The 23,564-nt window shown below is 55.9% G+C and carries 16 protein-coding genes, 1 tRNA gene and 2 pseudogenes; 6 read left to right on the top strand and 13 right to left on the bottom strand.

The genetic code is table 11. The annotated features are described in order from the left end of the window. Positions 1–12: 12 nt before the first annotated feature. Together B2P82_RS01520 and B2P82_RS01515 are read right to left on the bottom strand one after the other, a co-directional pair. Positions 13–2,346, bottom strand: a complete 2,334-nt coding sequence (locus B2P82_RS01520; RefSeq protein ID WP_290494634.1) for an acetamidase/formamidase family protein — start codon at positions 2,344–2,346, stop codon at positions 13–15. Positions 2,347–2,545: 199 nt separating this feature from the next. After that, positions 2,546–3,637, bottom strand: a complete 1,092-nt coding sequence (locus tag B2P82_RS01515) for an acetamidase/formamidase family protein (protein ID WP_290482916.1) — start codon at positions 3,635–3,637, stop codon at positions 2,546–2,548. 215 nt (positions 3,638–3,852) lie between these two features. Here B2P82_RS01515 and B2P82_RS01510 point away from each other — a divergent pair, with 215 nt between their 5' ends. Continuing rightward, complete coding sequence (locus B2P82_RS01510) at positions 3,853–4,674, top strand: DODA-type extradiol aromatic ring-opening family dioxygenase (RefSeq protein WP_290494633.1); 822 nt, start codon at positions 3,853–3,855, stop codon at positions 4,672–4,674. Here the strand turns inward: B2P82_RS01510 and B2P82_RS01505 are convergent. The 10 genes and pseudogenes from B2P82_RS01505 to B2P82_RS01465 form a co-directional block, all read right to left on the bottom strand. Beyond that, a complete protein-coding gene (locus B2P82_RS01505; RefSeq protein ID WP_290494631.1) occupies positions 4,671–5,738 on the bottom strand; it encodes a bile acid:sodium symporter family protein in 1,068 nt (355 codons plus the stop codon). The two genes, B2P82_RS01510 and B2P82_RS01505, sit on opposite strands and share 4 nt — an antisense overlap. A 62-nt stretch (positions 5,739–5,800) precedes the next feature. Further along, positions 5,801–7,147: an MFS transporter gene (locus tag B2P82_RS01500; protein ID WP_290494629.1), complete on the bottom strand. Its 1,347-nt coding sequence runs from the start codon at positions 7,145–7,147 to the stop codon at positions 5,801–5,803. Between the two features lie 3 nt (positions 7,148–7,150). Further along, positions 7,151–8,545: a zinc-binding metallopeptidase family protein gene (locus B2P82_RS01495; protein ID WP_290494627.1), complete on the bottom strand. Its 1,395-nt coding sequence runs from the start codon at positions 8,543–8,545 to the stop codon at positions 7,151–7,153. A 173-nt stretch (positions 8,546–8,718) separates the two neighbouring features. After that, positions 8,719–11,847: an efflux RND transporter permease subunit gene (locus tag B2P82_RS01490; RefSeq protein ID WP_290494625.1), complete on the bottom strand. Its 3,129-nt coding sequence runs from the start codon at positions 11,845–11,847 to the stop codon at positions 8,719–8,721. A gap of 2 nt (positions 11,848–11,849) precedes the next feature. Further along, a complete protein-coding gene (locus tag B2P82_RS01485) occupies positions 11,850–12,953 on the bottom strand; it encodes an efflux RND transporter periplasmic adaptor subunit (protein WP_290494623.1) in 1,104 nt (367 codons plus the stop codon). A gap of 2 nt (positions 12,954–12,955) precedes the next feature. Beyond that, complete coding sequence (locus tag B2P82_RS01480) at positions 12,956–14,392, bottom strand: efflux transporter outer membrane subunit (protein WP_290494621.1); 1,437 nt, start codon at positions 14,390–14,392, stop codon at positions 12,956–12,958. Between the two features lie 516 nt (positions 14,393–14,908). Next, positions 14,909–17,182, bottom strand: a complete 2,274-nt coding sequence (locus tag B2P82_RS01475) for an EAL domain-containing protein (RefSeq protein WP_290494619.1) — start codon at positions 17,180–17,182, stop codon at positions 14,909–14,911. 154 nt (positions 17,183–17,336) lie between these two features. Then, positions 17,337–17,730: pseudogene (locus B2P82_RS01470) on the bottom strand (transposase family protein). A gap of 481 nt (positions 17,731–18,211) precedes the next feature. Next, positions 18,212–18,343: pseudogene (locus B2P82_RS16925) on the bottom strand (IS6 family transposase); the annotation flags it as partial. 820 nt (positions 18,344–19,163) lie between these two features. Continuing rightward, positions 19,164–19,253: transfer RNA gene (locus B2P82_RS01465), tRNA-Ser, on the bottom strand. Positions 19,254–19,437: 184 nt separating this feature from the next. Between B2P82_RS01465 and B2P82_RS01460 the strand changes: the two genes are divergently transcribed. The 4 genes from B2P82_RS01460 to obgE all read left to right on the top strand — a co-directional run bounded on the left by B2P82_RS01460 (position 19,438) and on the right by obgE (position 22,103). After that, positions 19,438–20,088 (top strand): 50S ribosomal protein L21, encoded by a 651-nt coding sequence (locus B2P82_RS01460; RefSeq protein ID WP_034811278.1) that lies wholly within the window; start codon positions 19,438–19,440, stop codon positions 20,086–20,088. 38 nt (positions 20,089–20,126) lie between these two features. Next, positions 20,127–20,396, top strand: a complete 270-nt coding sequence (gene rpmA, locus B2P82_RS01455; protein WP_034811276.1) for a 50S ribosomal protein L27 — start codon at positions 20,127–20,129, stop codon at positions 20,394–20,396. A 134-nt stretch (positions 20,397–20,530) separates the two neighbouring features. Continuing rightward, on the top strand, positions 20,531–21,046 hold the full coding sequence (locus B2P82_RS01450; RefSeq protein ID WP_290494617.1) for a GNAT family N-acetyltransferase: 516 nt from the start codon (positions 20,531–20,533) through the stop codon (positions 21,044–21,046). 19 nt (positions 21,047–21,065) lie between these two features. Then, positions 21,066–22,103: a GTPase ObgE gene (obgE, locus tag B2P82_RS01445; protein WP_206990977.1), complete on the top strand. Its 1,038-nt coding sequence runs from the start codon at positions 21,066–21,068 to the stop codon at positions 22,101–22,103. Here the strand turns inward: obgE and B2P82_RS01440 are convergent. Next, positions 22,100–22,330, bottom strand: coding sequence for a hypothetical protein (locus B2P82_RS01440; RefSeq protein ID WP_290481455.1), 231 nt, complete (start codon positions 22,328–22,330; stop codon positions 22,100–22,102). The two genes, obgE and B2P82_RS01440, sit on opposite strands and share 4 nt — an antisense overlap. A gap of 107 nt (positions 22,331–22,437) precedes the next feature. Here B2P82_RS01440 and proB point away from each other — a divergent pair, with 107 nt between their 5' ends. Further along, positions 22,438–23,556: a glutamate 5-kinase gene (gene proB, locus B2P82_RS01435; protein WP_290494615.1), complete on the top strand. Its 1,119-nt coding sequence runs from the start codon at positions 22,438–22,440 to the stop codon at positions 23,554–23,556. Positions 23,557–23,564 lie beyond the last annotated feature (8 nt).

The following is a 23,564-nucleotide window of genomic DNA, read 5'->3' as shown; positions in this document are numbered from 1 at the left end:
ATCGCGCTCAGATCACGCAGTGAACAACTCTTTCCGGATGATCGCGTGAACGCCCCAGTTTCCGTTGACGACTTGTGTGATACCGAAATCGACACCAACAGAGAGCAGCGAGATCGCTTCGTCCTCGTCGAGGTCGCGAGCCGTCATCAGAAACCGCCGCGCCTTGCGGAAGGCGTCCCTCATCGCGAGGTCGATCGAGGACTTTTTATAGATATCGCTCTGCGCCGAAGAACCGAGTTCCTTCAGATAATTCGGATGGCTGAACCCGAAGATCACCCATGCATCGGAAGTTTCCAACAACGGATAATCAAGATCGCGGATATGCCCCATCTTCTCGCTCGCGCGATGCAGGATCGGCTGTATCAAGGCAGTCATCGAACACTCTATTGCCGTACCGCAAAGTTCTGAGTCACCTTGCGATGCATGCGGGTCGCCAAGCGAAAGAAGCGCACCAGGCACTCCAACGGGCAGGAACAGGCTGGATCCCGGAGCAATTCGCCAATTGTCGAGATTTCCGCCAAAATTTCCTGGCGGGATCGAATCCACGAGCTTCGTCTGCGGCGGTGCCAACCCGATTACCCCGAAATGAGGACGTACCGGTATTTCGATGTTCCGTAATACATCATAGTTCTTTTCGATCGTGCTGGTGTCCACCGGCAGGCCTGGGTAGTCATACAATTCGTGCACAACCCCGAAGGGATCAGTCTGAGGGGTCCAGCGATAATTATAGACCGCGCGAGCACACGAACGGCCCATCTCACTTTCGACTTCATAAATCGTGATCACTTCCCGCTGTTTTGGCTCGGTCAGCAGGTCATTGTACTGAAATCCCCAATACGCCGCCGCGTTGCTCCCGAAAGACTGCCCGGAATATTTCGGATTGGCACTCGTTCTCGGCTTCAGTTCCAGGATACGGATTTCAACAATGTCGTTGGGTTCTGCGCCGGCAATCTCGATTGGACCGGTACAGATATGGACGCCAAACCCCTCACCAGCACCGCGGCCTGTCGACGAAGAGGAGTCGAGTGCGCCAGCGCCCCGGCGATTGACGGTTTTGCCCTCCGCAGTCCAGCGATAGATGTCCTCAACCGCCTGATCACCCTTCACCATGCGATCATGATCATCATTGGCGTGATGCGTGAGTGTCTCGACCGTCACATAGTCACCGGATTCCACCGTGAGGACCGGCTTGAGCGAGCTGCTGAAATGGCCCCAGTGGATCGTATCCGGTGTAACGGGCAGATAATGGTGTCGCGCGCCGCGCTTTACGGGCACAGGCGCAACAGTCCCTATCTCACCAGACTCTTCATCGGCATCGCGAAAGTCATCTGTTTGTTCCGGCTCTTCGGGCTCAATGACCTGATCCTTCGCCGTAGGGGGCCGCCCGCGCTGCAGCACTTCGGATTCTGATTCGTCGCCCGGCGGCATCCGGCGATACTCCCGCGGACTCATACCGTACTGTTCGCGGAATGCCCGACTGAATGAGGCACTGTCATTGAAGCCCCATTGGAACAGGATATCCGAAATCGATCTCTGCGCGTGCAAAGGGCTTCTGAGGTCGAGTCGGCATCTCTCCAATCGCCGCAATTTTACGAAATGCCCGAAACTGTCTCCAACGGATTCAAACAGCTTTTGTAGATAACGTGGGGAGATATTGTGCTCTTTGGCAATCTGATGAAGGTTTAACTCCGGATCGCTCAATCTCATCTCAATGGTTTGGAATATACGCTCCAGCAAAGCTGCCCGAACACCAGCAGCCCCGCCAAGTTCCTTGGTCGAGGCCTCGCTCATCAAGGCCGTAGAAATGAACTCTGGCAGCGCAACCTCAGTCGGACGCATCTGGTCGTCATCAACATCCGTGATCGTGTCCGCAACAGAGCGCAACAGGCCTGACAGCATGCGGCCAACTCCAGCTTCGGATACCAAATTCGAAATATCTGCTTGAGGCTTGGACCTTATCCTCAGCGCCGGATGAGAGACCGGGATCTGTACCATCAAAAACCGGTTGTCACGCTTGAAATCGAGCGACACGTCCAGATCACCGACCCCATACACAACATCGCCCTCGGAGACTTCAATCGTTGTGGTGTCAGTCTTGGCGACGAGATCGCCCTCCAGCAGCATTATGAGCCAGAACTGGGATGGGCCTTGCGATAGATCGAGCCTTATCCGGTGCTGGGTGGAGGTGATCCTGACAAATGTAAAATCCTGGGCACTACGAAAGCTTACCAGTTCACCGTAGAGCTCACCCTCATGCGCAAGCAACTCCATCGAAAATCGCTGTAGCGCGAAGTGCCAGGCATCCTTTCTCTGCTCTTTTGGATATGCGTTGGTTGTAAACTGCACAGATTGGCTCCGATCGGATTATGGCACCCAGCCATCAACATCTTTGATCCTCAGTTTGCCGTACCGTCGGTCAACGCATCCCGCCCATGCCGATCCGGTTGACGACTGCGACTGCCTAAAAGTCGAGCAGTCCTGATCAAGCCTCGCCTGAATACTGCGTTCAACTGGATAAAATCGTCATAAATCAATGACGTCCAATCTAGTCGATATCTTTGACAACACCTTTTTCAGGGAAGATGCCACGGTCAATCTTGACGTGAATTCCTTGCGTGCCGTCCACGACTTGGGTCACCCCAAAATCGGTCGCGACACTCATCAGAGAATAGGCATCATTTCGACTAAGCTCCTGATGCTCAGTGAGCAGATGAAGCATGTCCAATGAGGCATTCTTCATTGCCTGGTTCAGGTCTTCGTCAAACCCATGAACAATCCAGTGATCCGGGGTTTCAAGAAGCGGCGAAGGAAACTTGAAGTCCTTTCGGAGTACGATCTGGAACAGCACGTCGAGGGAAGCTTCAATTGCCGTGCCGCTGATCTCACCATCGCCCTGGCTGACATGGGGGTCACCGATCGAAAACAGCCCGCCCTTCACCTGCACAGGATAATACATCGTGGCGCCGGCTCCGATGCGCCAGTTGTCGATGTTTCCCCCATGCAGGCCCGGTGGAATTGTGCTGATACGCTCGTCAATGGCGGGCGCGACTCCCGCAGTTCCCAAATGCGGCCTTGCCGGCACGCGGACGCCAACCAAAGCAGGTTCGCGGTCACACTCAGGACAATGCGTAATGGTCCCGGGGATCAGATATTTTCCTTCGAAATCATAGGCATAGAGCGCGTGAGCCGTGTTTGCATTCGGATCAAGCTCATAGATCGTCACGCGCTCCTTCTCATCGAACTCCTGATAGAGGTGGCCCCAGTTCGCAGCGAGGTTGGATCCGTAATTGCAGCGGGGAACCATACGGAAGTAGCGCACTTCCAGCATGTCACCTGGTTCGGCACCTTCTACATAGATCGGACCGGTCATGATATGGACACCCGGCGCACGATCTTCGGGTTGAACACCCTCCCAGATTGCCTTGACAGTCTCATCCATCATCAGTTCCGGAGCATCCCCGGCATGGTGCGTGATCGCTTCAGCCTGAATGAGATCGCCACTTTTAACGCGGAGCGCTGGCTTGATGTTGGGGTGGAAGTATCCCCAGTGCACGGTTTCCGGTGTCGCTTTCAAATGGTGCAGATTTTCCGGCTGAACCTTGATCTTGCTTGTTCGTGTCTCTTCCACCAACGCCATAACTTACTCCTTGAACCAAATCGCCTACCGGTTGGATCAGAGTTCAAGCCCGCTATTTGGTCTTGTTCATATGCGCCCAACTAGTTGCGGCGCTGGTTTCGAGCTCACACATGATTGGCCCCGGCGCGGACAAGTTTGCGGACGCGAGAAAGCAAGACACCCGGCAGCCACATGCACTAAAGACACCACATATCGATCAGCATCGGGAATAGAAAATGACTGCTTCCTCCACGAAAATGCCCACCCTGTTCATTCCACATGGAGGTGGCCCATGCTTTTTTATGGACTGGACGCTGATGGGCGGACCGGTCGATACGTGGGACAAGACAGCCGAATGGCTGAAAAGCATACCATCCAGCCTGCCCGAGAAACCAAAAGCCCTTTTGGTTGTATCAGCCCATTGGGAGGAGCAGGAGTTCACCGTCTCCACGGCCGCCTCGCCAGACATGATTTACGACTATTCCGGGTTTCCGGCTCACACTTATGAGCTCAACTATCCTGCTCCGGGTGCACCGGATCTCGCAAATCGCGTTCAGGAATTGATGGTGGAGCAAGGCCTTGATGCGCCCTTGAAAAGTTCCCGGGGCTATGATCATGGCGTGTTCGTGCCGCTATTGGTTGCATTCCCTGATGCCGACATTCCGATATTGACCCTGTCACTCACCCGCGACCTCTCTCCGGAAAAACATCTGAAGGTCGGCAAGGCAATCAGCCAATTGAGAGAAGAAGGCGTCCTCATCATCGGCAGCGGCATGAGCTATCATAATATGCGCGCCTTCCGGACACCCATGGCCACCGCACCGTCTGCTGAATTCGACGCATGGCTAACAGATGTACTCGAAACAGGTGATCTTGAAAAACGCTGGGTCAAGCTCAGCCGATGGCTGGACGCACCTCAGGGCCGGAACTCGCATCCTCGGGAAGAGCACTTGCTTCCACTGATGGTCGCAGCTGGCGCGGGCCATGACGAGACAGGCCGCAAGGTCTTTTCAGACAATGTCATGAACTCGACCGTATCGGCTTTTCAGTTCGGCTAGGCGCTTGTCTCGCCGAGCACCTCTGTCTCATCGGGTGTTTCAGTCCGCTCGCCATAGCTTCGCGCGATCATTGCGCATACGATCAACTGCATCTGATGGAATATCATCAAGGGCAGTATGATGACGCCAACTTGAGCTGGGGCGAACAATGCCGCAGCCATCGGTACACCGCTTGCGAGACTCTTCTTCGATCCGCACATGACCAAGGTGATCTCATCCGCCTTGCTCAGCCTGGCCACTTGCGCCGCCTTGCGCGTCAGGAACAATACCACTGAGAGCACCAGTGCGCTCAGGAAGAGGATCGTAACAATATCAAATCCCGATACGCGCAACCAAATTCCATCTACGACGGCCGCGCTGAATGCAGTGTAGACAACAAGCAGGATCGCGCCACGATCGAGCTTTGAAAGAACGCCCTTGTTCCGGTCAATCCATGCGCCGATGAGGGGCCTGCTGAGATGGCCGACAAGGAAGGGGGCAAGCAGGGTCAATATGATGGACTGCATCACCCCCAACAGATCTCCCCCACCCGACTGAAGCTCAGACCGCATCAGGAGGCCCGCCAGAAGCGGCGTGATGAACACGCCAAGCATGTTCGACAGTGATGCCGTGCAAACTGCTGCTGCTACATTCCCTCTGGCCATGGAGGTGAATGCGATCGAGGACTGGACCGTGGAGGGCAATATGGTGAGGAACAGGAAACCCATCTTGACTGTAGGGCTCACCAGAGAATGAGGCAGTGTGCTCACTAGCAGACCGAGCGCCGGAAACAGAAGAAAGGTGCTCATCAGAACGAGCGTGTGGAGTCTCCAGGCACCAATACCTCCGAGGATGGCTGCGCGAGACAGCTTTGCACCGTGCATGAAGAACAAAAGGAATATGGCAACTTTGGTCAACCACTCGAAGCCGACCGCTGCATCTCCACGACATGGCAAAATGCTCGCCGTAACTACCACGGACAGCAGCACAAGTGCGTACGGATCTGGCCTCAGCCACTTAGTCCAGGATGTTTTCGGCGAAGCTGACTTTTGACTGGCCAAATTGGGTACGCGATCTGACGGCATGGCAGACTCCATCGGAGGAAATTGAAATCGAGGCTTGATCGAAGCTGGTCAGCTTATTGAGATTACTCAGCCATCTGCCCGTACTTGATGTCAGCGTCGCCAACTGGGTCGCCTTCAGTAGAGGACAGATCCTCAAGATAAGGCGGCTTCATGAAAAGCACGACCATGAAGACGCCGGCTGACAGGACTGACAGCAATATGAAGATGAGGGAGAAGCTTCCCGAAACGTCGCGGATTACGCCTCCGATCAGAGGTCCGAGCGCCGAGATCGCACCGGTGACACACATGGCGGAGAACAGTTCGAGATTGTACTTGCGACCAAAATAGTTGAGCAGCAGCACCGTGCACGCGAGCTGCGTCGTACCGAAACCAATACCCGTGCCCACCGCGTAAAACAGCAGCATGACATGATCTGTTGTGAGCGCGAGCACAGCGCAACCAATCATCGTCGCAAATAACGCAAAGCTCACAAGATGCTTGGGATCGAAGATATCCCCCAGAACACCGGAAAATGCCCGGATCAAAACCGCGATCAACGCCTCGATGCTCAACATGCCTCCGGCAACAGTCTCGGAAACACCGCGCTCAATCAAATGGCCCACCGAGAGGCTGGTTACCGTCACCAGGCACATCATGTTCAGGCAATATGCGGCGGCAAGAATTTTGAACTGCGTCGTCCGCATCGCAGCTTTAGTCGTCCAGTCCACAGTCGTCCGGTAAATATGGCGACTGCTCCGTGTCGGGGGCAGTTCGACTTGGTCAGGCATGACGGTCGGTGCCGCCGCTTCAGCCTGTGCTGCGACGAGTTCCTCACGTGCGGGCCGAGTGAATCTGCGCTCCAATCCAACGATGATCGCGCACAAAACGGCCGCAGCCAGTAGTGCGATTGCCTGATATTCCCAATAATTCCGCCACGTCTGACCTTCAAGAGCCAATACGCCAAGCACCATCAATGGCCCGACCACCGTCCCTATTCCGCTGATCGTCGCCGCCACGCCGAGCGCGGTCGATTGCCGCTGGAACAGTCGGCTCACGAGGAAGGTTGTTGGGATGGACGCCATCATGGGGTAGGCCAAACCGCAGATTGCTGCCGCAATATAGTACTGAGGCAGGCTCTCCACCCCATGCAGAAGGTACAAACCGATGCAGGCCAGAACACCACCAATCAGGATTGTGTTCCGCACCCCCACCCGGCGGATTAGAAATGGCGGCACAGATGACGCGACGCCGGTAACTGCACCGAGCACCGTAAATCCAAACCCAGCCTGCGCCCAGCTCCACTCCAGATCCATCACCATAAATGGGAGGACCACGCCGAGTGAAGAATATGTCGCCGCGGCCAGCAAAAGCTCAAGCGAACTCATTGCCAGCAATTGGCTGCCTGCCTTGAAAGGAATTCTTGCATTCATGGGTCAGGATACTCCAGCGGACGAAAATGGGTTGTCGCCATAGACATCGGAACCGCTCAGCGGCTTTTTATTTTCGGATGTGGGCGCACGCCCACAAATCGACAGCGCGGTCAGCGCATAGATCAAAGTGCTTTTGACCATGTCTTCTGGCGTCGGACGCCAGCGTGGAAAGCCGGTTGTGACGGCGGGAATGCGGTTCATGTTGAAGACGTTGTGGTCGCGCCACATGCTCGAATAAACAGGATGCGCGAGCTTCAGAGGCTCGCCCAGTGTATGCCGGGTCGCAGCATCAACGGCCGAAACGAGCGGGGACACGCGTTCTTCATCGGCAGCAAATCCGTGCCGGACCACGACTGGCTCCAAGCCGAACTCACCGATGCCTTGGCGTCTCAAATGTCTCTCAAGGCTTCTATGGACCTGCCCGATTTCTACTTGCGGCGGCAAACCGACTTCAAGATAGAGTGAGCAAATTTCCGTTCCGGCCCCGAACGCATATGGAACGCCACCACGGACAGAGGAGATTTGCGTCTTGGGTTTGGCCACACCGCCAGACGACGTGTAGATGTTCTCTTGCTCATAAGTGCGCCCCCAGTCCAAAATCGACTGGATGGTGTCACCGAGACGATAGATCGGGTTGGGGTGATCAGCGGCCTTTTCTGGGCTTTCGAGAAGTGGTGTGAACACGCCCTCGCCAAATAGCTGGATGCGGAATACGGCATAACCGCATGCAACCCACGTCAACCCGAAGTCACACCCCTCTGCCGCGATCGCATAATCGGGTGACACACCGCCATGATAGAATGCGTAGTGCGTACCGATTTCCTTGCCCATATACTGTACGCCTCGAGCCTCCTCGATCGGCTCAGGACCAATCTCGCCGGGAGATGCGGTAAGGTACAGCCGTCCCGACAGATCGATACCGCAGGATTTCAGCGCCTTTGCGGCCATAAGGAAGCACACCATCGGCCCGCGATCATTCGAGATTGGGTAGCCGTGGAATGCCCCATCCTGTAGCCAGCACTGGTTCCATTCCGGATTCGCCAGCGTTTCAGGACGGAACTTGTGGGCGTCCAGATCCGCATTCCAGGTCGGACTTTCAGTATCAAGGTGGGCTGTGTAGAGGAGGCTCTTTCCGTCACCCTTGCCGCCATAAGTCGCGATAACATTCGGCCGTTCAGGCGTTGCGCCAACTTTTCGCGGTGCAAAACCTTCTGTTTGCAACCAATTGAACACAAACTCTGCAGCTGATGCCTCGCTCATGGATGGGCTATCAATGTTCCCAAGGGCAAGTGCGGTCTGGGTTAGCTCTTCGATATCAATAGCTGCGGATAGTGCGGCGCACTCTTCTTCGCTGACCACGTAGTTTACGGGCGGAAGATTGTCGAATGTTTCACTCAAGGCCGGCCCAACTGTTCATGATCTGCTTTCGAATTGTCACTAGCTGAGCATTGAAGGGAGCATTCTTGCGCCTCACAAGTCTTGATTACCGCCGCACGGATTGTTGCAGCAGACACGCAAGAAAAGCGAGCACTGGCAATTACGCTTGAACTCAGAGTAACAACGAGCAAAAGCTATTCTGCTGGAATGACGGCCTTGTCCGCCCCCTGGCTCTCCGACTCCAACTTGCGCGCAACATCGCCTGGAGACCCGGACCCTCGAGCGATCAGAGCATAGGCTGTCGGCACGAACAACACGGTCACCAGCGCAGCGGCGATCACTCCAAACAGGATCAGGATACCAATCGCTGATCGGGTTTCGGCGCCTGCACCGCTGGACAGGATAAGTGGGAGAGCACCGGCAGCTGTGGTCAAACTCGTCATCACGATTGGCCTGAAGCGAGCGAGCGACGCTTCCTTGATGGCTTCGTAAAAGGGGCGGCCTTCGTCGCGCAACTGGTTCGCGAACTCCACGATCAGAATGCCGTTCTTCGCTGCAAGGCCAATCAACATAATCAAGCCAATCTGCGTGTAGATGTTCAGCGAATTTCCGGTCAGCCAGATACCAAGCATCCCTCCAGCCAATGTCGCAGGCACGCACAGCATGATGATGACCGGGTGGCGGTAGCTCTCAAATTGCGCTGCAAGCACAAGGAACACGATCACCAGACCCGTGATAAATACGAATATCAGGGACTGGCCAGACGTCTTGAAGTCGAGCGACTGCCCTTTGAAGTCCAATGTGGCCTCTTGCGGCAACACTTCACGAGCCTTGGCCTGCATGGCGTCGAGCACAGTGCCCAGCGATGCACCATCCGCCAACCCCGCTTCGATCGTGATTGCGCGCACGCGATTATACCGGTTCAAAGTCGGGCTATCCGCAATCGGACGAATTGTGACCAGATTGGAGAGGGGGATCAATTCACCTGACCGTGTGGATCGCACATAGATATTCTGAACATCGTTGGGCGTATTTTGCTCAGACCTCAGGCCTTCCAGGATGACATCATATTCTTCGCCATCATCGATATACGTCGTAACGCGTCGCGAGCCCAGCATGGTTTGAAGCGTGACGCCAATATCGGTCACCGTCACACCAAGATCAGCCGCGCGATCATAGTCGACCTGAACCCTGTATTGCGGTTGGGTTTCCTTGTAATCCCAGTCAATATCGACCAGTCGTGGATTGTCATCTTCTAACGCGGTGACCAACAAGTCTCGCCACTCCGTCAGCACTTCGTAGGATGGTCCACCCAACACGAATTGGACAGGCTTGCCAGTGCCACCACCAAGTCCCTGCCGCATGATTGCGAAAGCTCTAATGCCCGGCAGGTTGGATAACTTGCCGTTCACTTCCGCTATGATTTCGTCCGCCGGACGCCGCCTGGACCAGTCATCCAACACCACAACCACAAAACCCTGATTGAATGACGAACTGCCAAATCCGGGCGCCCGCAGCAACAGGCGGCTCACCTCGCCGCTCTCTGCATAAGGGATCAATCGCCGTTCAATTTCGTCCATATAGCGTTCCATATACTCAAAGGACGCGCCTTCAGGACCCCGTATACTGACGAAAAATGCCCCGCGATCTTCAACGGGAACATATTCCTGCTCAATCGTTTGCGACAGGCTGTATGCGCCCGCAAACAAGCCGACCAGAACGACACCAACTGCTATCGGCCTCATGATCAGTCGGTCCAATACCCAGCCATATCCTGTTCGAAGGCGGCCGAATACGCCGTCTATCGCGTTCGGGATAACCGCAAGCCATCCCGCACTCTTTTCACGTTTCAGGAGTTTTGAGGCCAGCATGGGCGCTAGTGTCAGGGCCAGGATACTGGAGAATGCGACGGCCGCAGCCATCGTCAGGGCGAACTCGGTGAATAGTCGCCCAACATCACCCTGCATAAAGGTGATCGGCACGAAGACCGCGATCAGGACAAGCGTCGTGGCCACCACCGCAAAACCAACCTGCCGGGTACCGCGGAACGCGGCAACCAGCGGCGTCTCGCCTTCTTCTTCCATGCGGCGAACGATGTTCTCCAACACAACAATGGCGTCATCCACGACCAGTCCGATTGCAAGAACAAGCGCCAGCAGTGTCAGCAAGTTGACTGACAGGCCCAGTGCGTAGAGCACAATGAAAGTGGCGATGATCGAGACCGGAACAGTGATTGCCGGGATAATGGTTGCCCGGACGCTGCCGAGAAACATGAATATCACCAGTGTCACCAGCGCCACTGCGATGGCAAGCGTGGTGTAAACTTCTCGAATCGAGGCGTCGATGAAGACTGAACTGTCGAAACTACGCGCGATCACCATGCCTTCTGGAAGCGTCTCGTTCAGTCGGTCAGCAAGTTCCCGCGCTCCAGCCGCAACCTCGACTGTATTCGCAGTCGACTGCTTGATGATGCCCAGCCCCACCATCGGAACGCCGTTGCCTCTGAACATGTTGCGGTCCTCGACCGTCCCACGCTCAACCCGCGCCACGTCTCCCAGTCGCACCAGATATCCGTCCTCGCCTTCGGCGATCACGAGCGCGGAGAACTCTTCCGGCGTCTTGAAAGTGCGATCAATTCGAACCGTGAAAGTGCGCTTTTCCGATTCAAGACTGCCGGCGGGCGCTTCGATATTCTCACTGCGCAATGCTTGCTCGATCTCGGCTACGGTCAGATTGCGTGCCGCCAAGGCTCTACGATCTATCCAGACGCGAAGGGCATAGTCTCTGGAGCCACCAACTCGTACGCGTGCCACCCCATCCAGGGCGGAGAACCGGTCGACAAGATAGCGCTGAGCATAATCTGACAATTCCGGCGTAGTCATTGCCTCGCTGGCAAGGTTCAGCCAGATAATGACATCATCATTGGAGTCGGCTTTTTCGACCTCTGGCGGGTCGGTATCCTCAGGAAGATTGTCCAGCACACCAGAAATCCGGTCGCGGATATCGTTCGCGGCCACATCAATGTCCTGGTCTATGCCAAACTCCACGCTTATACGCGAGCGGCCATCGCTCGAATTGGAATCGATGTAGCGAATGCCCTCAACACCAGCGATGCGATCTTCGATAATTTGGGTGATCCGTGTTTCTACAACACTGGCAGACGCCCCTGGATAGTTCGTATCGATGGAGACGATTGGCGCATCGATGTCAGGGTATTCTCTCAGGGGCAACCGATCGAACGCTACCATGCCAAAAATCACGAGTATAAGCGCAAGCACCGACGCGAATACGGGCCGCTTGATCGAGGTATCCGACAGCAACATCGTCAGCGACCTGTAGAAGCAGGAGACCCGGCTGCACCCCCGCTACGATTCTTGCCGCTGATGGCCTTGGGAAGGAGCATTGACTGGTCCTGAATTTCCACGGCGGCACCCTCGCGAACACGGATGATACCTTCGGTAATCACGTCGTCGCCAGCCGTTAGACCTGACATCACTTCCACATACCCCGCTTGGCGTAGCCCGAGTTCGACTTCCTTACGCCGCGCGATGAGCTGTCCGCCTTCGTTTTCAACGACGAATACAAATGTGCGCGGCCCTACCGGCTGTATTGCTTCTTCAGGTACAGCCAGAGCTTGTCGTGGATCCGCCACCAAGGTTACCTGCACAAACATGCCAGAGATCAGCAGACGCTCCGGGTTGGGCAAAGTGGCACGCACACGAACGGAACGCGTCACAGGATCAATTGCGTTGTCAATTGACGCAATCACTCCATTGAAAGTTTCCCCGGGAAGATCCGCTGTTCTTGCCTCAATTTCCGTACCTTTGGCCAAGGTTCTCAAGAATGTCGACGGCACGGAAAAGTCCAGATTCATCTCGCTGTCATCTATCAGCCGCGCAACGATATCCCCTGGCTGTACATATGATCCAACACTGACCATTCGGAAGCCTAGCACGCCATCAAATGTTGCAACGAGAACACGGTCCTGTTGGCGAGATTGCACCGCACGCAACTGTGCCGCAGCGCTATCAAGGTTACGATTTGCCTGATCGAGTTCTGACTGGGATACAGCCTGCTGATCCGCCAGGCGCGCGAGCCGTTCCTGCTGGCGCCGCGCTTCATCGAGCGTTGCTTCAGCAGCTTCTACAAGTGCTGCCTGTTCGCGCTGCGCAAGCGAGAGCAAGGTCTTGCCCTGCTTCACGCGATCACCATCGTCGAAATAAATCGCCCGCACTCGGTCAGCCGCATTCAGGGTCAGATCGACTTGCTCGTTGGGTTCTAGCGTGCCCAACGCCTCAATCCTCATCGCAAAACTGCGTTCTTGTACCGGCTCAACGAAGACACTCGCTGGACCACCCCGCTGCGCCTGAGCTGATAGCGACGATACAAACACGACAGCTAAAATGAAAAGCAGGTTTCTGGTAAACATATCTATTCCAACGCGATTGCGGGTTCTGTCCCATATTCATTCGGCATTTCTATACCTCCCAATGCTCGATACGCGGCAATCGCCCGGCTAGATGACTGAAGTCGGCTTTCAGCCAACTGATCTTCCGCCGTCAACAATGTTCGCTGCGCTTCCAGCACATCCAGATAATCGTCGAGACCTTCTTCGAACCGTAGACGCGCAAGTTCTATCGCCCGCTGCGCTGATGCCGCCGCTCTCTTTAGATCGTCGCGGCGCTTCAACTCATTCGTGTATTCCGAGAGAGCGGATTCGACTTCGCTCAAAGCATTCAACACGGTCTGTTCATATTGCGCAATCGCCGCGTCTGTTCGTGCGTCGGTCGCATCTATGTTTGCCCGCACTCGCCTGAGATCAGGCCACGCCCAACTTATCGAAGGGCCAACGCCAAATCCAAAGCTCGTCAAATCGCCGATATCATTGGCATCATCAAACAGCGCCAGAACGTTCGCATTGACGGTTATCGTCGGAAACAAGTCCGCACGTGCAGCGTCGCCCAATGCCAGTTGGCGCGCGATCACCACTTCTGCGCTGCGAATATCCGGACGTCGGCGGACCAGATCTTCAACCGACCCTGCCATGATCGCGCCGCGGTGCTCTGGAATATCATCCGCGCTGGTCACCAATTCCATCACCAGACTCGATCGAGAATTTGCCGGCTGTCCAGTCAACGCGGCGAGCGCGCTCTTGGCTGATTCTATGGCCGCCTCGTAGCGAGGAAGCGACGCGAGCGTCGTACGATACTGAGCCTCTGCTCGCTCCATATCCAGTCGGGTTGCCCGGCCATTGTCTAAAAGTGTCTGTAACAGGTCCAATCCTTCAGACTGGGTGTCGGCATTCTTGCGCGCAACCGCAAGTCGTCTTTGCGCACCGCGCAATTGCACATAATTCAGAGCCGTCTCACTGGCGACGATCACCGCAACATCTCGGCGAGCCTGCCGAGCCGCTTCGACATCAAATTCTGCGGCGGCGATTTGGGCTTCAATGCGACCGAATGCATCGTACTCCCAACTCGCTCCAAGCGCCCCTTGAATCGAGGCCCTCACGTCTTGGCCTGGCTGAGCGGACCGCCCAACATCTCCATCAAATGACGTAGAAGCGGAGTAGCTGCGATCAAGCCGAGCTCCAGATGTAATCGCTTCAGCAACTCTTACATTTGCAGCGGCTTGGTCGAGCGACTTGTTTGCGGATAAGGACTGGGCGATGAGGCTATTGAGGACCGGATCTCCAAACTGTTTCCACCACTCCAACTCAAGGCTCAAATCAGCAGATTCTGACAGATATGACCCCTGAACCGGCACATCCGGCATTGTCGGACCAGCGGGCGCACTGACGCACCCCGCCAGCATTATGGCAGTGGCACCTATGGACGCGTGGCAGGAGACGTATCTCATAGCGCTCATGTACCCTAACTGAACTTAGTATCCAGTTACATTCGGGCGCCAAAGTCCTCACATCTTCGTTAGCTCCGAATACCGGGCAGTATTCGTCACGTATGCTCAGGCAATTCAGCGCCTGCCTCGATTAGCGCCAAAGCCTACCTCGAATGCTCGACCATTTGCTTGCCCAGCTGTCGAACCATTGTTTCCAGCATCGAATCTCTCATCCACTCGCTGGTGGTGATTTGCCATGACGCTCGCACAGAGTCCGAACATAAAAAAAACCACCGAACGACTGACCTCACACAGGGCTGCCGTTTGGTGGCGATGTTTGCACCAGCTGCGCTGGTAAGTGCTTATCTTAAAAGCACTTCTACCCCTATGGGCGCTTTCCGAAAATCCAGTCCCAGATGTCGCGCTGTGTTGGTTTTGTTTGCTTCTGCATGATGTAACCTTTGACATGTTAAGGAGCAGTCCATCTGCCCCAGACGTCAAAGGTTAACTGAATTTTGCAAATTTCAAAGTAATTTTATGGAAATGTTAAGCTTGCGCTACAGCTTGCACACTACTTGAGCTTTCTAGAATAGACAGGATTTCTTCCGCACCGACGGGCTGTCCGATAAAGTATCCTTGCGCCAGATTGCATTCCAATGTGCGAAGAATTGCCAACGTATCCAGGTCTTCCACACCCTCGGCCACAACATGCATTCCCAGTGATTGGGCAACGCTGATGGTAGACTGGATCAAGAGCTGGCTACGCTCATTGTACCGAAGCGTGCTAATAAGCGTTCGATCAAGTTTGACCTCGTTGGCCGGCACCTTCAACAGATAGGTCAGCGTGGACAGACCAGCTCCGTAATCATCAATGGATATCCCAAAACCAGCGTCCCTGAGCCGCCCCATAGCATCCTGGGCTCCGGAATTGTTCAGCAACTGCTCGTTTTCAGTGATCTCAAGCATGATGCTGCTTGCCTCGACCCCATACACACGTAAGGCAGCGTGCAGCATGAACTCAAATTCCGCGCTACCGATCAGGCTGGGCGAGATGTTCACTGCGATGTTGAATCCGGGATCAATTTTTTGAGCGTCACGCAGAAACTGAAATGATGACTGAATGACATATTGTGTAAGTTGGTCGATGCGCTTTCCCCGTTCAGCCATCTGGACGAATTCGGCCGGCGAGATGACGCCCATTTCCGGGTGTGTCCAGCGTACCAATACCTCGGCGCTTGAAATCCTTCCGGAACGGATATTCAACTGGGGTTGAAGCGCTATATAGATCTCGCGGTTACGAAGCGCCTCATCCATTTCAAAAAGGACCCGGCTCTGCCACAGCAGCGCGTCTTGGGCATCCTGATCATGCAGCTTGTACGTTTTTCTCTGTCGCGCGGCAGCCTGGGCAGCGGATTCCGCCGTTTTCAGCCGCGACGCCAAAGAGGCAGAGGCGATGCGTTCAACACCAAAGGCAACCTGAACTATCAGAGTTCTCTCGCCAACAATGACCCCCTTGTTGAGTTGGTTCGCCGTGGCTTCGAACAGGTCTTCCATTGCTGCTTCGTCAAAATCGGTTTGCAGCCAATAGAATTGACCGAGGTCGCCTTGATATACGGCTCCAGAACTCGGTAAAGCATTCGCTATCGTATTCGCGGTGATCCCTTCTTGTTCGGGAGTGAGGCCGGTCGAAATAGCCGCATAGTTTGTCACCACAGCTGCCACCATGACACGCTGGTCTTGGCCGACATGAGCGCTCAAGCATTGCGCACTGGGAAGATGGGAAAGATTGTGCGTGAACGCCTTGTTCGCAGTTTCCCGCTTTTTCAAACGCATCCACGCGATCAATGTCCCGAACGAAATCATTCCGATCGCATGGCCGCTACTCGTGCGAATGGAAAACATGTCCATGACAATGGGGAACACAATCATGCATGCCAGCGCGACTGGTGCCCAACGCAGCGCCATGGAGCCAAAACGTCGACTGAGCATCAAGCCCACTGCGCCTACAGAAAACAGCCAGGCAGGAAGAAATCCAGCGTTAAGGGGACGTTCTTCGCCCAGAGTCATCGCCGCCATCAGGATGACTTCTGCCAGCGAGCCGTTTCCCTGCGAGGGCATCAAATAGGGATGGTTGTCGCCTTGACTGGCTTGCGCCACGACAAGCCGTTTCCCGCGGACAAGCGCCGCGTCGAAATCTGGTGCCAGCACAGTGCTCAAATCAAGCCGCTGAAATGCCTCAACGTCAAAAGCATAGTCAATTTCGAATGAAGGGCCGATATTGTCGGTTTTGTCAGAGAGCTTACTCTCCGGAGACTGCAGGAAAACATCGCCGTACTCGGCACCAAAAGACCCAAATTCGACGCCGCCCCAGTATCGTTTGAAATAGTTTGAGGACGTCAGGTGGTCTCGTAATCCCTCTGATGGAGACTCCAGTTTGAGATTTGGAGCGGCGGACACCGACACGGTATTCGTGGGCTGTTCCAGCGCCCTTGTCAGCAAGGGAAATTGAGATGTCGACGTGAAAACGGGCTCGACAATAACTGCCGACTCCACATCGAGCGTATTCAGAAATGACACAAGCTCGCTAGTGAACATATCCGACCAGGTATCGCCTGCCGCGACGTGTTCGAATCCATCATTCACTTCGAGGATGACAAACCGGTCGTCGACCGCCGGAGACCTGAGCCCGTTGGATATTCCGTTGAACACCAGATCCAATGGGGAGAACAGATTCACCAGGCCCGCGAAGCCGAAAAACAACGCGGCAATCACAAACGTGCGTGCACGTCGTGGGGCAGCTGGTGGTCCATAGTCTTGCATGTCTGACACCTGTAGTGGAATCTACAGTTATCAACGCGTAGTTTAGATCTGTGAAAGCGCAGCCGTTGAAATGACCACTCCGTATTCAACAATTGTTAAAGGGTGCTGTCAGACTAACTCGAACCAGTCTCCTTTAATCGCGGACCAACAGGTCTCAGGTAACGATCAGCTCGCGCCATTCGAAAAGAGCGACGTCACGTAGCGATTTGAACCTGGCCCTGCTCTCGATATTCTTTTGATGATTGAAGTGATTGTACACTGAGGAGTGAATTGAAACGAACTTCTGAAGACTTCGCATGCGCCGGAAGCGAGACATCGCCCGCTCTCGCCTCAAGAACGGCAGGTGAGAATTTTTGGCCCAGCTATTGAGATGGTGCCCCGAGCCGATCCACCCAGAGCCTCACACTTTCGTGGCAGATGTTGATGCCGCGCTCTTGGAGAAGGTCTTCGGCAATCCGAAGCGAGAGCGGGAAGCGAACATACATCAGTACGCCGAGTTGAATGATCTCAGGAGAGGTTTTGAAGTAGAGGAACGGGTTCTTGGCCAGATTAGAAGGCTAATCACTAGGATCGGTCACCTCAAGATCGTTTTCGCTGACAACACTGCCTCAAGCCCGGTTAGCCTGAGAATACCTGTGCTTCCAATAGCCGACAGTTATCGCTACCAATGAGCAAACCAACACAGGAATCATGGCAAATGCCGTCTGATGTATTGAAAGATAGATAGCAGCTGCCAATCCGCTCGCTCCGATGGCCACCGCGGCAGCCCAAACTGATCGAATAGAAATCGGTCGCCTTGATACTTGGCACAACGTGCACCAACCGAAGACGATCAACATCCATAGAGGAGTTAATAGAGAAGCCAAACTTGCGGTCGAAATCTCCTGACCGTGTGATTTAAAACTCTCGCTAGTCCATTCCCAAGTTGGCAAAACAAAAAACACTAAGGAAAATACATAGATACACCAGAATGCAATGTGCCCTACGATGATAATCTGTCGTTCAAAGCTCATGTCGTGGCAATCCCATTATCCTGTGAGCGAAGTAGGTACAGAACCGATCGACCCAGTGACGGACCGTTTCGTGGCCGATGTCGATCCCGCGTTCATGGAGTAGGTCCTCGACATTTCGAAGCGACAGCGGGAAGCGGACATATATCATCACCGCGATTTAGATGATCTATGGCGACGTTTTGAAATCGCGGAATAGGCTCTGGCTCATTTCTGGAGCCTACGCTCAAGGGGGCACCGTCTCAAACTTAGTTCTGTTGACAATGCCAGTTACACTTACAATGCCCGCAAGTTTGCTACTTGGGTCGCATCATGCACCACACGATGTAAAAGAGAAAAACCAGAAATGAGCTTGGAAGCGCAAATGGTCGCAGAACGTTTAACGGCTCCCAACTAAAAAATGTCGACAAAAAAAACAACGCCCACCAATGCGAATGGAGGCCCAATTTTCCCAAAAGTATCCAAGTACCACTTCATTTACTCGATCTCATACTTAGAACGGTTGTCCTGCTTCATGTCCGAGATACCGGGAAATCCAGGAGTGTAACTGGTTTCGCCACTCAGATGATCCACCCTCGCTACCTCTCGTGTTTTATCCTATGAAAAAATAAACCTGCACCGGGATCGATACCCATACAACTTTCCGCATGCCCTTCTCCCGTAACGAAAGTCGCATCATCTGCTGCGCTCCCGTCATACCAGATCAGAGGGCTGTCCACCCGCGACCCATGCACATAGCGCCGCAGCAGTGTGCCGGTGCTGTCATATTCCGCGATCAGTGCGTCCCCATCATACAGGAAGTTCGTCTCCGTGTCGTGGATCACCGTCTTTTGCAGCCGCCCCAGCGGATCGTAAGAGAGGGTGGCACTCGCTCCGGACCCGGAGCCCGAGATCAGCCCTGGCGCCAAAGCCCGCGGTGTGTGGGGCTTTCGGCGGAAGTGACGGTACTTTTCTCTGTTTGAAGGTCTGGCTGGCGGAGAGAGAGGGATTCGAACCCTCGGAACCCTTGCGAGTTCACTAGTTTTCGAGACTAGCCTATTCAACCACTCTAGCACCTCTCCGCGGAGCCTGTGGACGGTTGCCTGCACTATATAATATGCGCGCCACATGCAAGCACCTGAAATCGCCTGAAGATGACATTTGACAGCGCGCCCCGATTGGTGTTTACCCGCCGCTTCGAGCGCGGAACCGGCAACGGCTTCGCGCGCAATTCATTTCGCTTACCATTCCGGAAGGACGAGACCCATGTTCGCGGTCATCAAAACAGGCGGCAAGCAGTATAAAGTCGCGGAAGGTGATACGATCACCGTCGAAAAGCTGGATACTGAAGCCGGTAAGGACGTAACCTTTGAAACCGTGCTCATGCTGGGCAATGGCGACGACGTAACTGTTGGCGCTCCCCTGGTTGACGGTGCAAGCGTGTTCGGTGAAGTCGAGGAGCAAACGCGCGGTGACAAAGTCATCATTCGCAAGAAGCGCCAGCGCCAGACCTATCGCCGTACGCAAGGCCACCGCCAGCACCTGACGGTCGTCAAGATCACTGGCATCAGCACCGACGGCAAGAAGCCAGCCAAGAAAGCCGCGCCAAAGAAGGCCGCCGCTCCAAAGGCCGAGACGCCTGCCGCAGAAGCTGCTGCACCCGCAGCCAAGCCGGAAGTCGATTCCCGCGGTCGTATCGCCAATCTCGAAGGCAAGCCGGACAATCTGAAGAAGATTTCAGGCGTCGGCCCGGTTCTCGAGAAAAAGCTCCACGAAGCTGGCATCTACTTCTTCTGGCAGGTCGCTGCCTTGAAAGAAGAGCAGATCACTGAGCTGGAAGAAGAAATGAGCTTCCCAGGCCGCATCACTCGCGATGAGTGGATCAAGCAGGCCGAAGAATTCGCCAAGGATGCATAAGGGCGCTATAAGCCCTTTATAGAGGATCGGAGCAAAGCATGGCTCATAAGAAATCAGGTGGTTCGTCCCGTAACGGCCGCGACTCAAACCCGAAATATCTTGGCGTCAAGAAATTTGGCGGCGAGCATGTCATTCCGGGCAACATCATCGTGCGCCAGCGCGGTACGCAGAAATACCCAGGCAAGGGCGTCGGCATTGGCCGCGACCACACCCTGTTTGCGCTTTCCGAAGGCAAGGTTGAGTTCACGCGCAAGACGGGCGGCCGTCTCTACGTGAATATTGTACCGGTCGCGGAAGCAGCAGAATAAGCGGCTGACAGCGCGGCCGCGGGATACGTGGCCGGATCGCTTCAGACGATCAGTTTCCAAGGGGAGGCAGGCCACTGCCTCCCCTTTATTATGTCCTCCCCTGCCCGCTTGGTCCTCATGGAGGGAGTTACGGCATGAGTACGCAAATCACGACCGACCGGCTGGTCCTGCGCCCGGTGGAGGCCAGCGACGCGGCACGGATCGCCGATCTGGTCAATGATCCGAGAGTTTACCGCATGGTGGCGCGCATTCCCGCGAACCAGACGGTGGCTCAGACGCTCGCCTGGATTGCCGGTCACACTGCAGGGCGTGAAGACAATACCAAGCACCCTTATGCGATTGTCGAGAACGGGGAATTGGTAGGCGTGACCAGCGCGCATCGCGACAGCACCTGGTTGCCCTTCGAGATCGGATACTGGCTCTCGCCGGACCGCTGGGGCAATGGTCTCATGACAGAGGCCACCGAGGCGCTTGTGGGCTGGCTGAAGCAGCGCGGCGAACGCGGCTTTGTGTCAGGCTATCTGGATGATAATCCGGCCTCGGGCCGCGTTCTGGAAAAACTGGCCTTCATGAAGGCAGATCGGATCAAGGTCTTCTGCCTTGGTCGCGGAGAGATGGTAGGCCACGTCAATATGGCGCGGATCGACTGAAACACGTAAGAGTACAGACATGAAATTTCTCGATCAGGCCAAAGTGTTCATCAAGTCCGGCGGTGGCGGCGCGGGCTGCGTCTCATTTCGCCGTGAGAAATACGTCGAGTATGGCGGGCCGAACGGCGGCGATGGCGGACGCGGCGGCGATGTCTGGGCGGAAGCTGTTGAGGGGCTGAATACGCTGATCGATTACCGCTACCAGCAACATTACAAAGCCAAGCGTGGCGGCCACGGCATGGGCAAGGAGCGCACCGGCGCGGGCGGCGATGACGTCGTGCTGAAACTGCCTGTGGGCACCCAGATATTCGAAGATGATCAGGAAACCCTGATTGCGGACCTCACAGAGGTCGGCCAGCGCGTCCTGCTCGCCGTTGGCGGCAATGGCGGCTGGGGCAATACACGGTTCAAGTCCTCAACCAATCAGGCACCACGCCGCGCCAACCCCGGTGAAGACGGCGAGGAACGCTGGATCTGGCTACGCCTGAAACTGATCGCGGATGCTGGCCTGCTGGGTCTGCCGAATGCCGGCAAATCTACCTTCCTGAGCGTGGTAACCGCCGCTACGCCTAAAATTGCCGACTATCCCTTCACGACGCTGAACCCCGGACTTGGCGTGGTCGATCTGGGGCCTGGCAGCCGGTTCGTGCTGGCGGACATTCCCGGGTTGATCGAAGGTGCCGCAGACGGGGCTGGCCTCGGCCATCGCTTCCTTGGCCATGTCGAGCGCTGCAAAGTGCTGCTGCACCTGATCGATTGCACCCAGGATGATGTGGCGGGCGCCTACACGACCATTCGCCACGAGTTGGAGGCCTACAGCCCTGAGCTGGCCCAGAGGCCGGAAGTGGTCGCGTTGAACAAGATCGACGCGCTGCTACCTGAACAGGTCGAGGAGCAGCTCGCAAAACTGAAGGCCGTCTATGATGGCGAACCACTGCTGATCTCAGGGGTGACCCGTGTCGGCGTGAAAAAAGCCCTTTCGGAGATCTCTCGCCACCTCGGGCTCATTGCTGAGGAAGAGAATGCTGGCGAAGACGCCGACTGGACGCCGCTTTAGTGGTGGTGATGCGGCTCGGTATTGAATCGTCCGCACTTGCCGCACTTCACGATCACGCCGTGCGCATCGTGGTGCGCCACGTTGACCAGCAGCTTGGTCTTGCACGATCCGCAGCGATAGGTCTCGTCGCCGCCACCTTCGCGGGCGGGCGAGCCAGCGGTGTGTTCCACCACATCGGCGCCTTCGGCCTGGGCAGGGGTCAGCAGGATCATGTCGAATTGGGGCATTGCAGAAAACCTCGTCTTTTCAACTGTCGTGACGGTCAATCGCCTGGCTTGTCAACGGCTTCATTTTCGCTTTCGGCATTTGCCGCCGCAGTGTATCGCTCCGCCAGATGACTGAAACGCCTTTTGCTTCTGCCAAGCGTATCGTGGTGAAGACCGGCTCTGCCCTTGTCGCAGAGCACGGCCAACCGCGCCATGCCTGGCTGGAGAAACTAGCATTCGATATTGTTTCACTGCGTTCCAGAGGGTTTCAAATCATTCTCGTTTCGTCCGGCGCGGTTGCATTGGGTCGCAAAAGTGTTGGCAATTCTGTTTCAAACCGTCTCGACCAGAAACAGGCCGCCGCCGCGATCGGCCAGCTGCGCTTGATGTCTGCCATCGGCCAAGCCTTCGAGCCGCATGATGTCACCATCGGCCAGGCACTGCTCACGCTTGGCGACACCGAAAATCGCCGGCGCTGGCTGAACGCGCGCGCAACCCTCGAGACCTTGCTGGAATCAGGCGTGGTGCCGGTCATCAATGAGAATGACACGGTGGCGACTGACGAGATTCGCTATGGCGACAATGACCGGCTGGCCGCGCGCGTCGCCCAGATGATGGGCGCGGATGTGCTGGTGCTCCTGTCGGATATTGACGGCCTCTACACGGCGGATCCGCGCACCCACCCGGAGGCAACGCATATTCCCCGCCTCGACCAGCTGACCGCCGAACATGACGCGATGGCGACCGGCGCGAACGCTGATGCCGGTGTCGGCTCTGGCGGCATGGCAACCAAGCTCGCCGCCGCGCGAATTGCGCATGCGGCCGGCTGCTCCACGCTGATCACGCTCGGCAATCGGGACCATCCCCTGCTTGCCATCGAAGACGGCGCGCGCGCGACGCTGATTTCCGCCGCCACCACGCCCGCCAATGCCCGCGCAGCGTGGCTGGCAGGACATCTGACACCCGAAGGCTCAATCGAACTGGACGAAGGCGCGGCCAAGGCCCTGCGCGGTGGGGCGAGCCTGCTGGCCGTGGGGATCACCGCCATCACGGGCACTTTCGAGCGCGGGGCCGCCGTCGCCTTGAACGCGCCCTCCGGCCAGATGGTCGGCAAGGGCGTCACCGCCTACAGTTCGGGCGAGATCGCCCGCGTCATCGGCCGCCATAGCGAAGAGGTCGAGGCGATCCTCGGCTATCGCGGCCGCCCGGCCATCGTTCATCGTGACGACATGGTTCTGCTCCGCTAGCCCCGCCC

This window comes from Hyphomonas sp. UBA4494 (genome assembly GCF_002388935.1).
GTDB lineage: Bacteria > Pseudomonadota > Alphaproteobacteria > Caulobacterales > Hyphomonadaceae > Hyphomonas.
The sequence above is the reverse complement of the archived record's forward strand: the minus strand, read 5'-3'. Positions and strand labels throughout refer to the sequence as shown.

Bases quoted from the DNA above. Each gene is read 5' to 3' on its own strand.
- B2P82_RS01515 (WP_290482916.1), bottom strand. From the start codon at position 3,637: ATGGCGTTGGTGGAAGAGACACGAACAAGCAAGATCAAGGTTCAGCCG.
- B2P82_RS01510 (WP_290494633.1), top strand. From the start codon at position 3,853: ATGACTGCTTCCTCCACGAAAATGCCCACCCTGTTCATTCCACATGGA.
- B2P82_RS01505 (WP_290494631.1), bottom strand. From the start codon at position 5,738: ATGCCGTCAGATCGCGTACCCAATTTGGCCAGTCAAAAGTCAGCTTCG.
- B2P82_RS01500 (WP_290494629.1), bottom strand. From the start codon at position 7,147: ATGAATGCAAGAATTCCTTTCAAGGCAGGCAGCCAATTGCTGGCAATG.
- B2P82_RS01490 (WP_290494625.1), bottom strand. From the start codon at position 11,847: ATGTTGCTGTCGGATACCTCGATCAAGCGGCCCGTATTCGCGTCGGTG.
- B2P82_RS01485 (WP_290494623.1), bottom strand. From the start codon at position 12,953: ATGTTTACCAGAAACCTGCTTTTCATTTTAGCTGTCGTGTTTGTATCG.
- B2P82_RS01480 (WP_290494621.1), bottom strand. From the start codon at position 14,392: ATGAGCGCTATGAGATACGTCTCCTGCCACGCGTCCATAGGTGCCACT.
- B2P82_RS01475 (WP_290494619.1), bottom strand. From the start codon at position 17,182: ATGCAAGACTATGGACCACCAGCTGCCCCACGACGTGCACGCACGTTT.
- B2P82_RS01460 (WP_034811278.1), top strand. From the start codon at position 19,438: ATGTTCGCGGTCATCAAAACAGGCGGCAAGCAGTATAAAGTCGCGGAA.
- rpmA (WP_034811276.1), top strand. From the start codon at position 20,127: ATGGCTCATAAGAAATCAGGTGGTTCGTCCCGTAACGGCCGCGACTCA.
- B2P82_RS01450 (WP_290494617.1), top strand. From the start codon at position 20,531: ATGAGTACGCAAATCACGACCGACCGGCTGGTCCTGCGCCCGGTGGAG.
- obgE (WP_206990977.1), top strand. From the start codon at position 21,066: ATGAAATTTCTCGATCAGGCCAAAGTGTTCATCAAGTCCGGCGGTGGC.
- B2P82_RS01440 (WP_290481455.1), bottom strand. From the start codon at position 22,330: ATGCCCCAATTCGACATGATCCTGCTGACCCCTGCCCAGGCCGAAGGC.
- proB (WP_290494615.1), top strand. From the start codon at position 22,438: ATGACTGAAACGCCTTTTGCTTCTGCCAAGCGTATCGTGGTGAAGACC.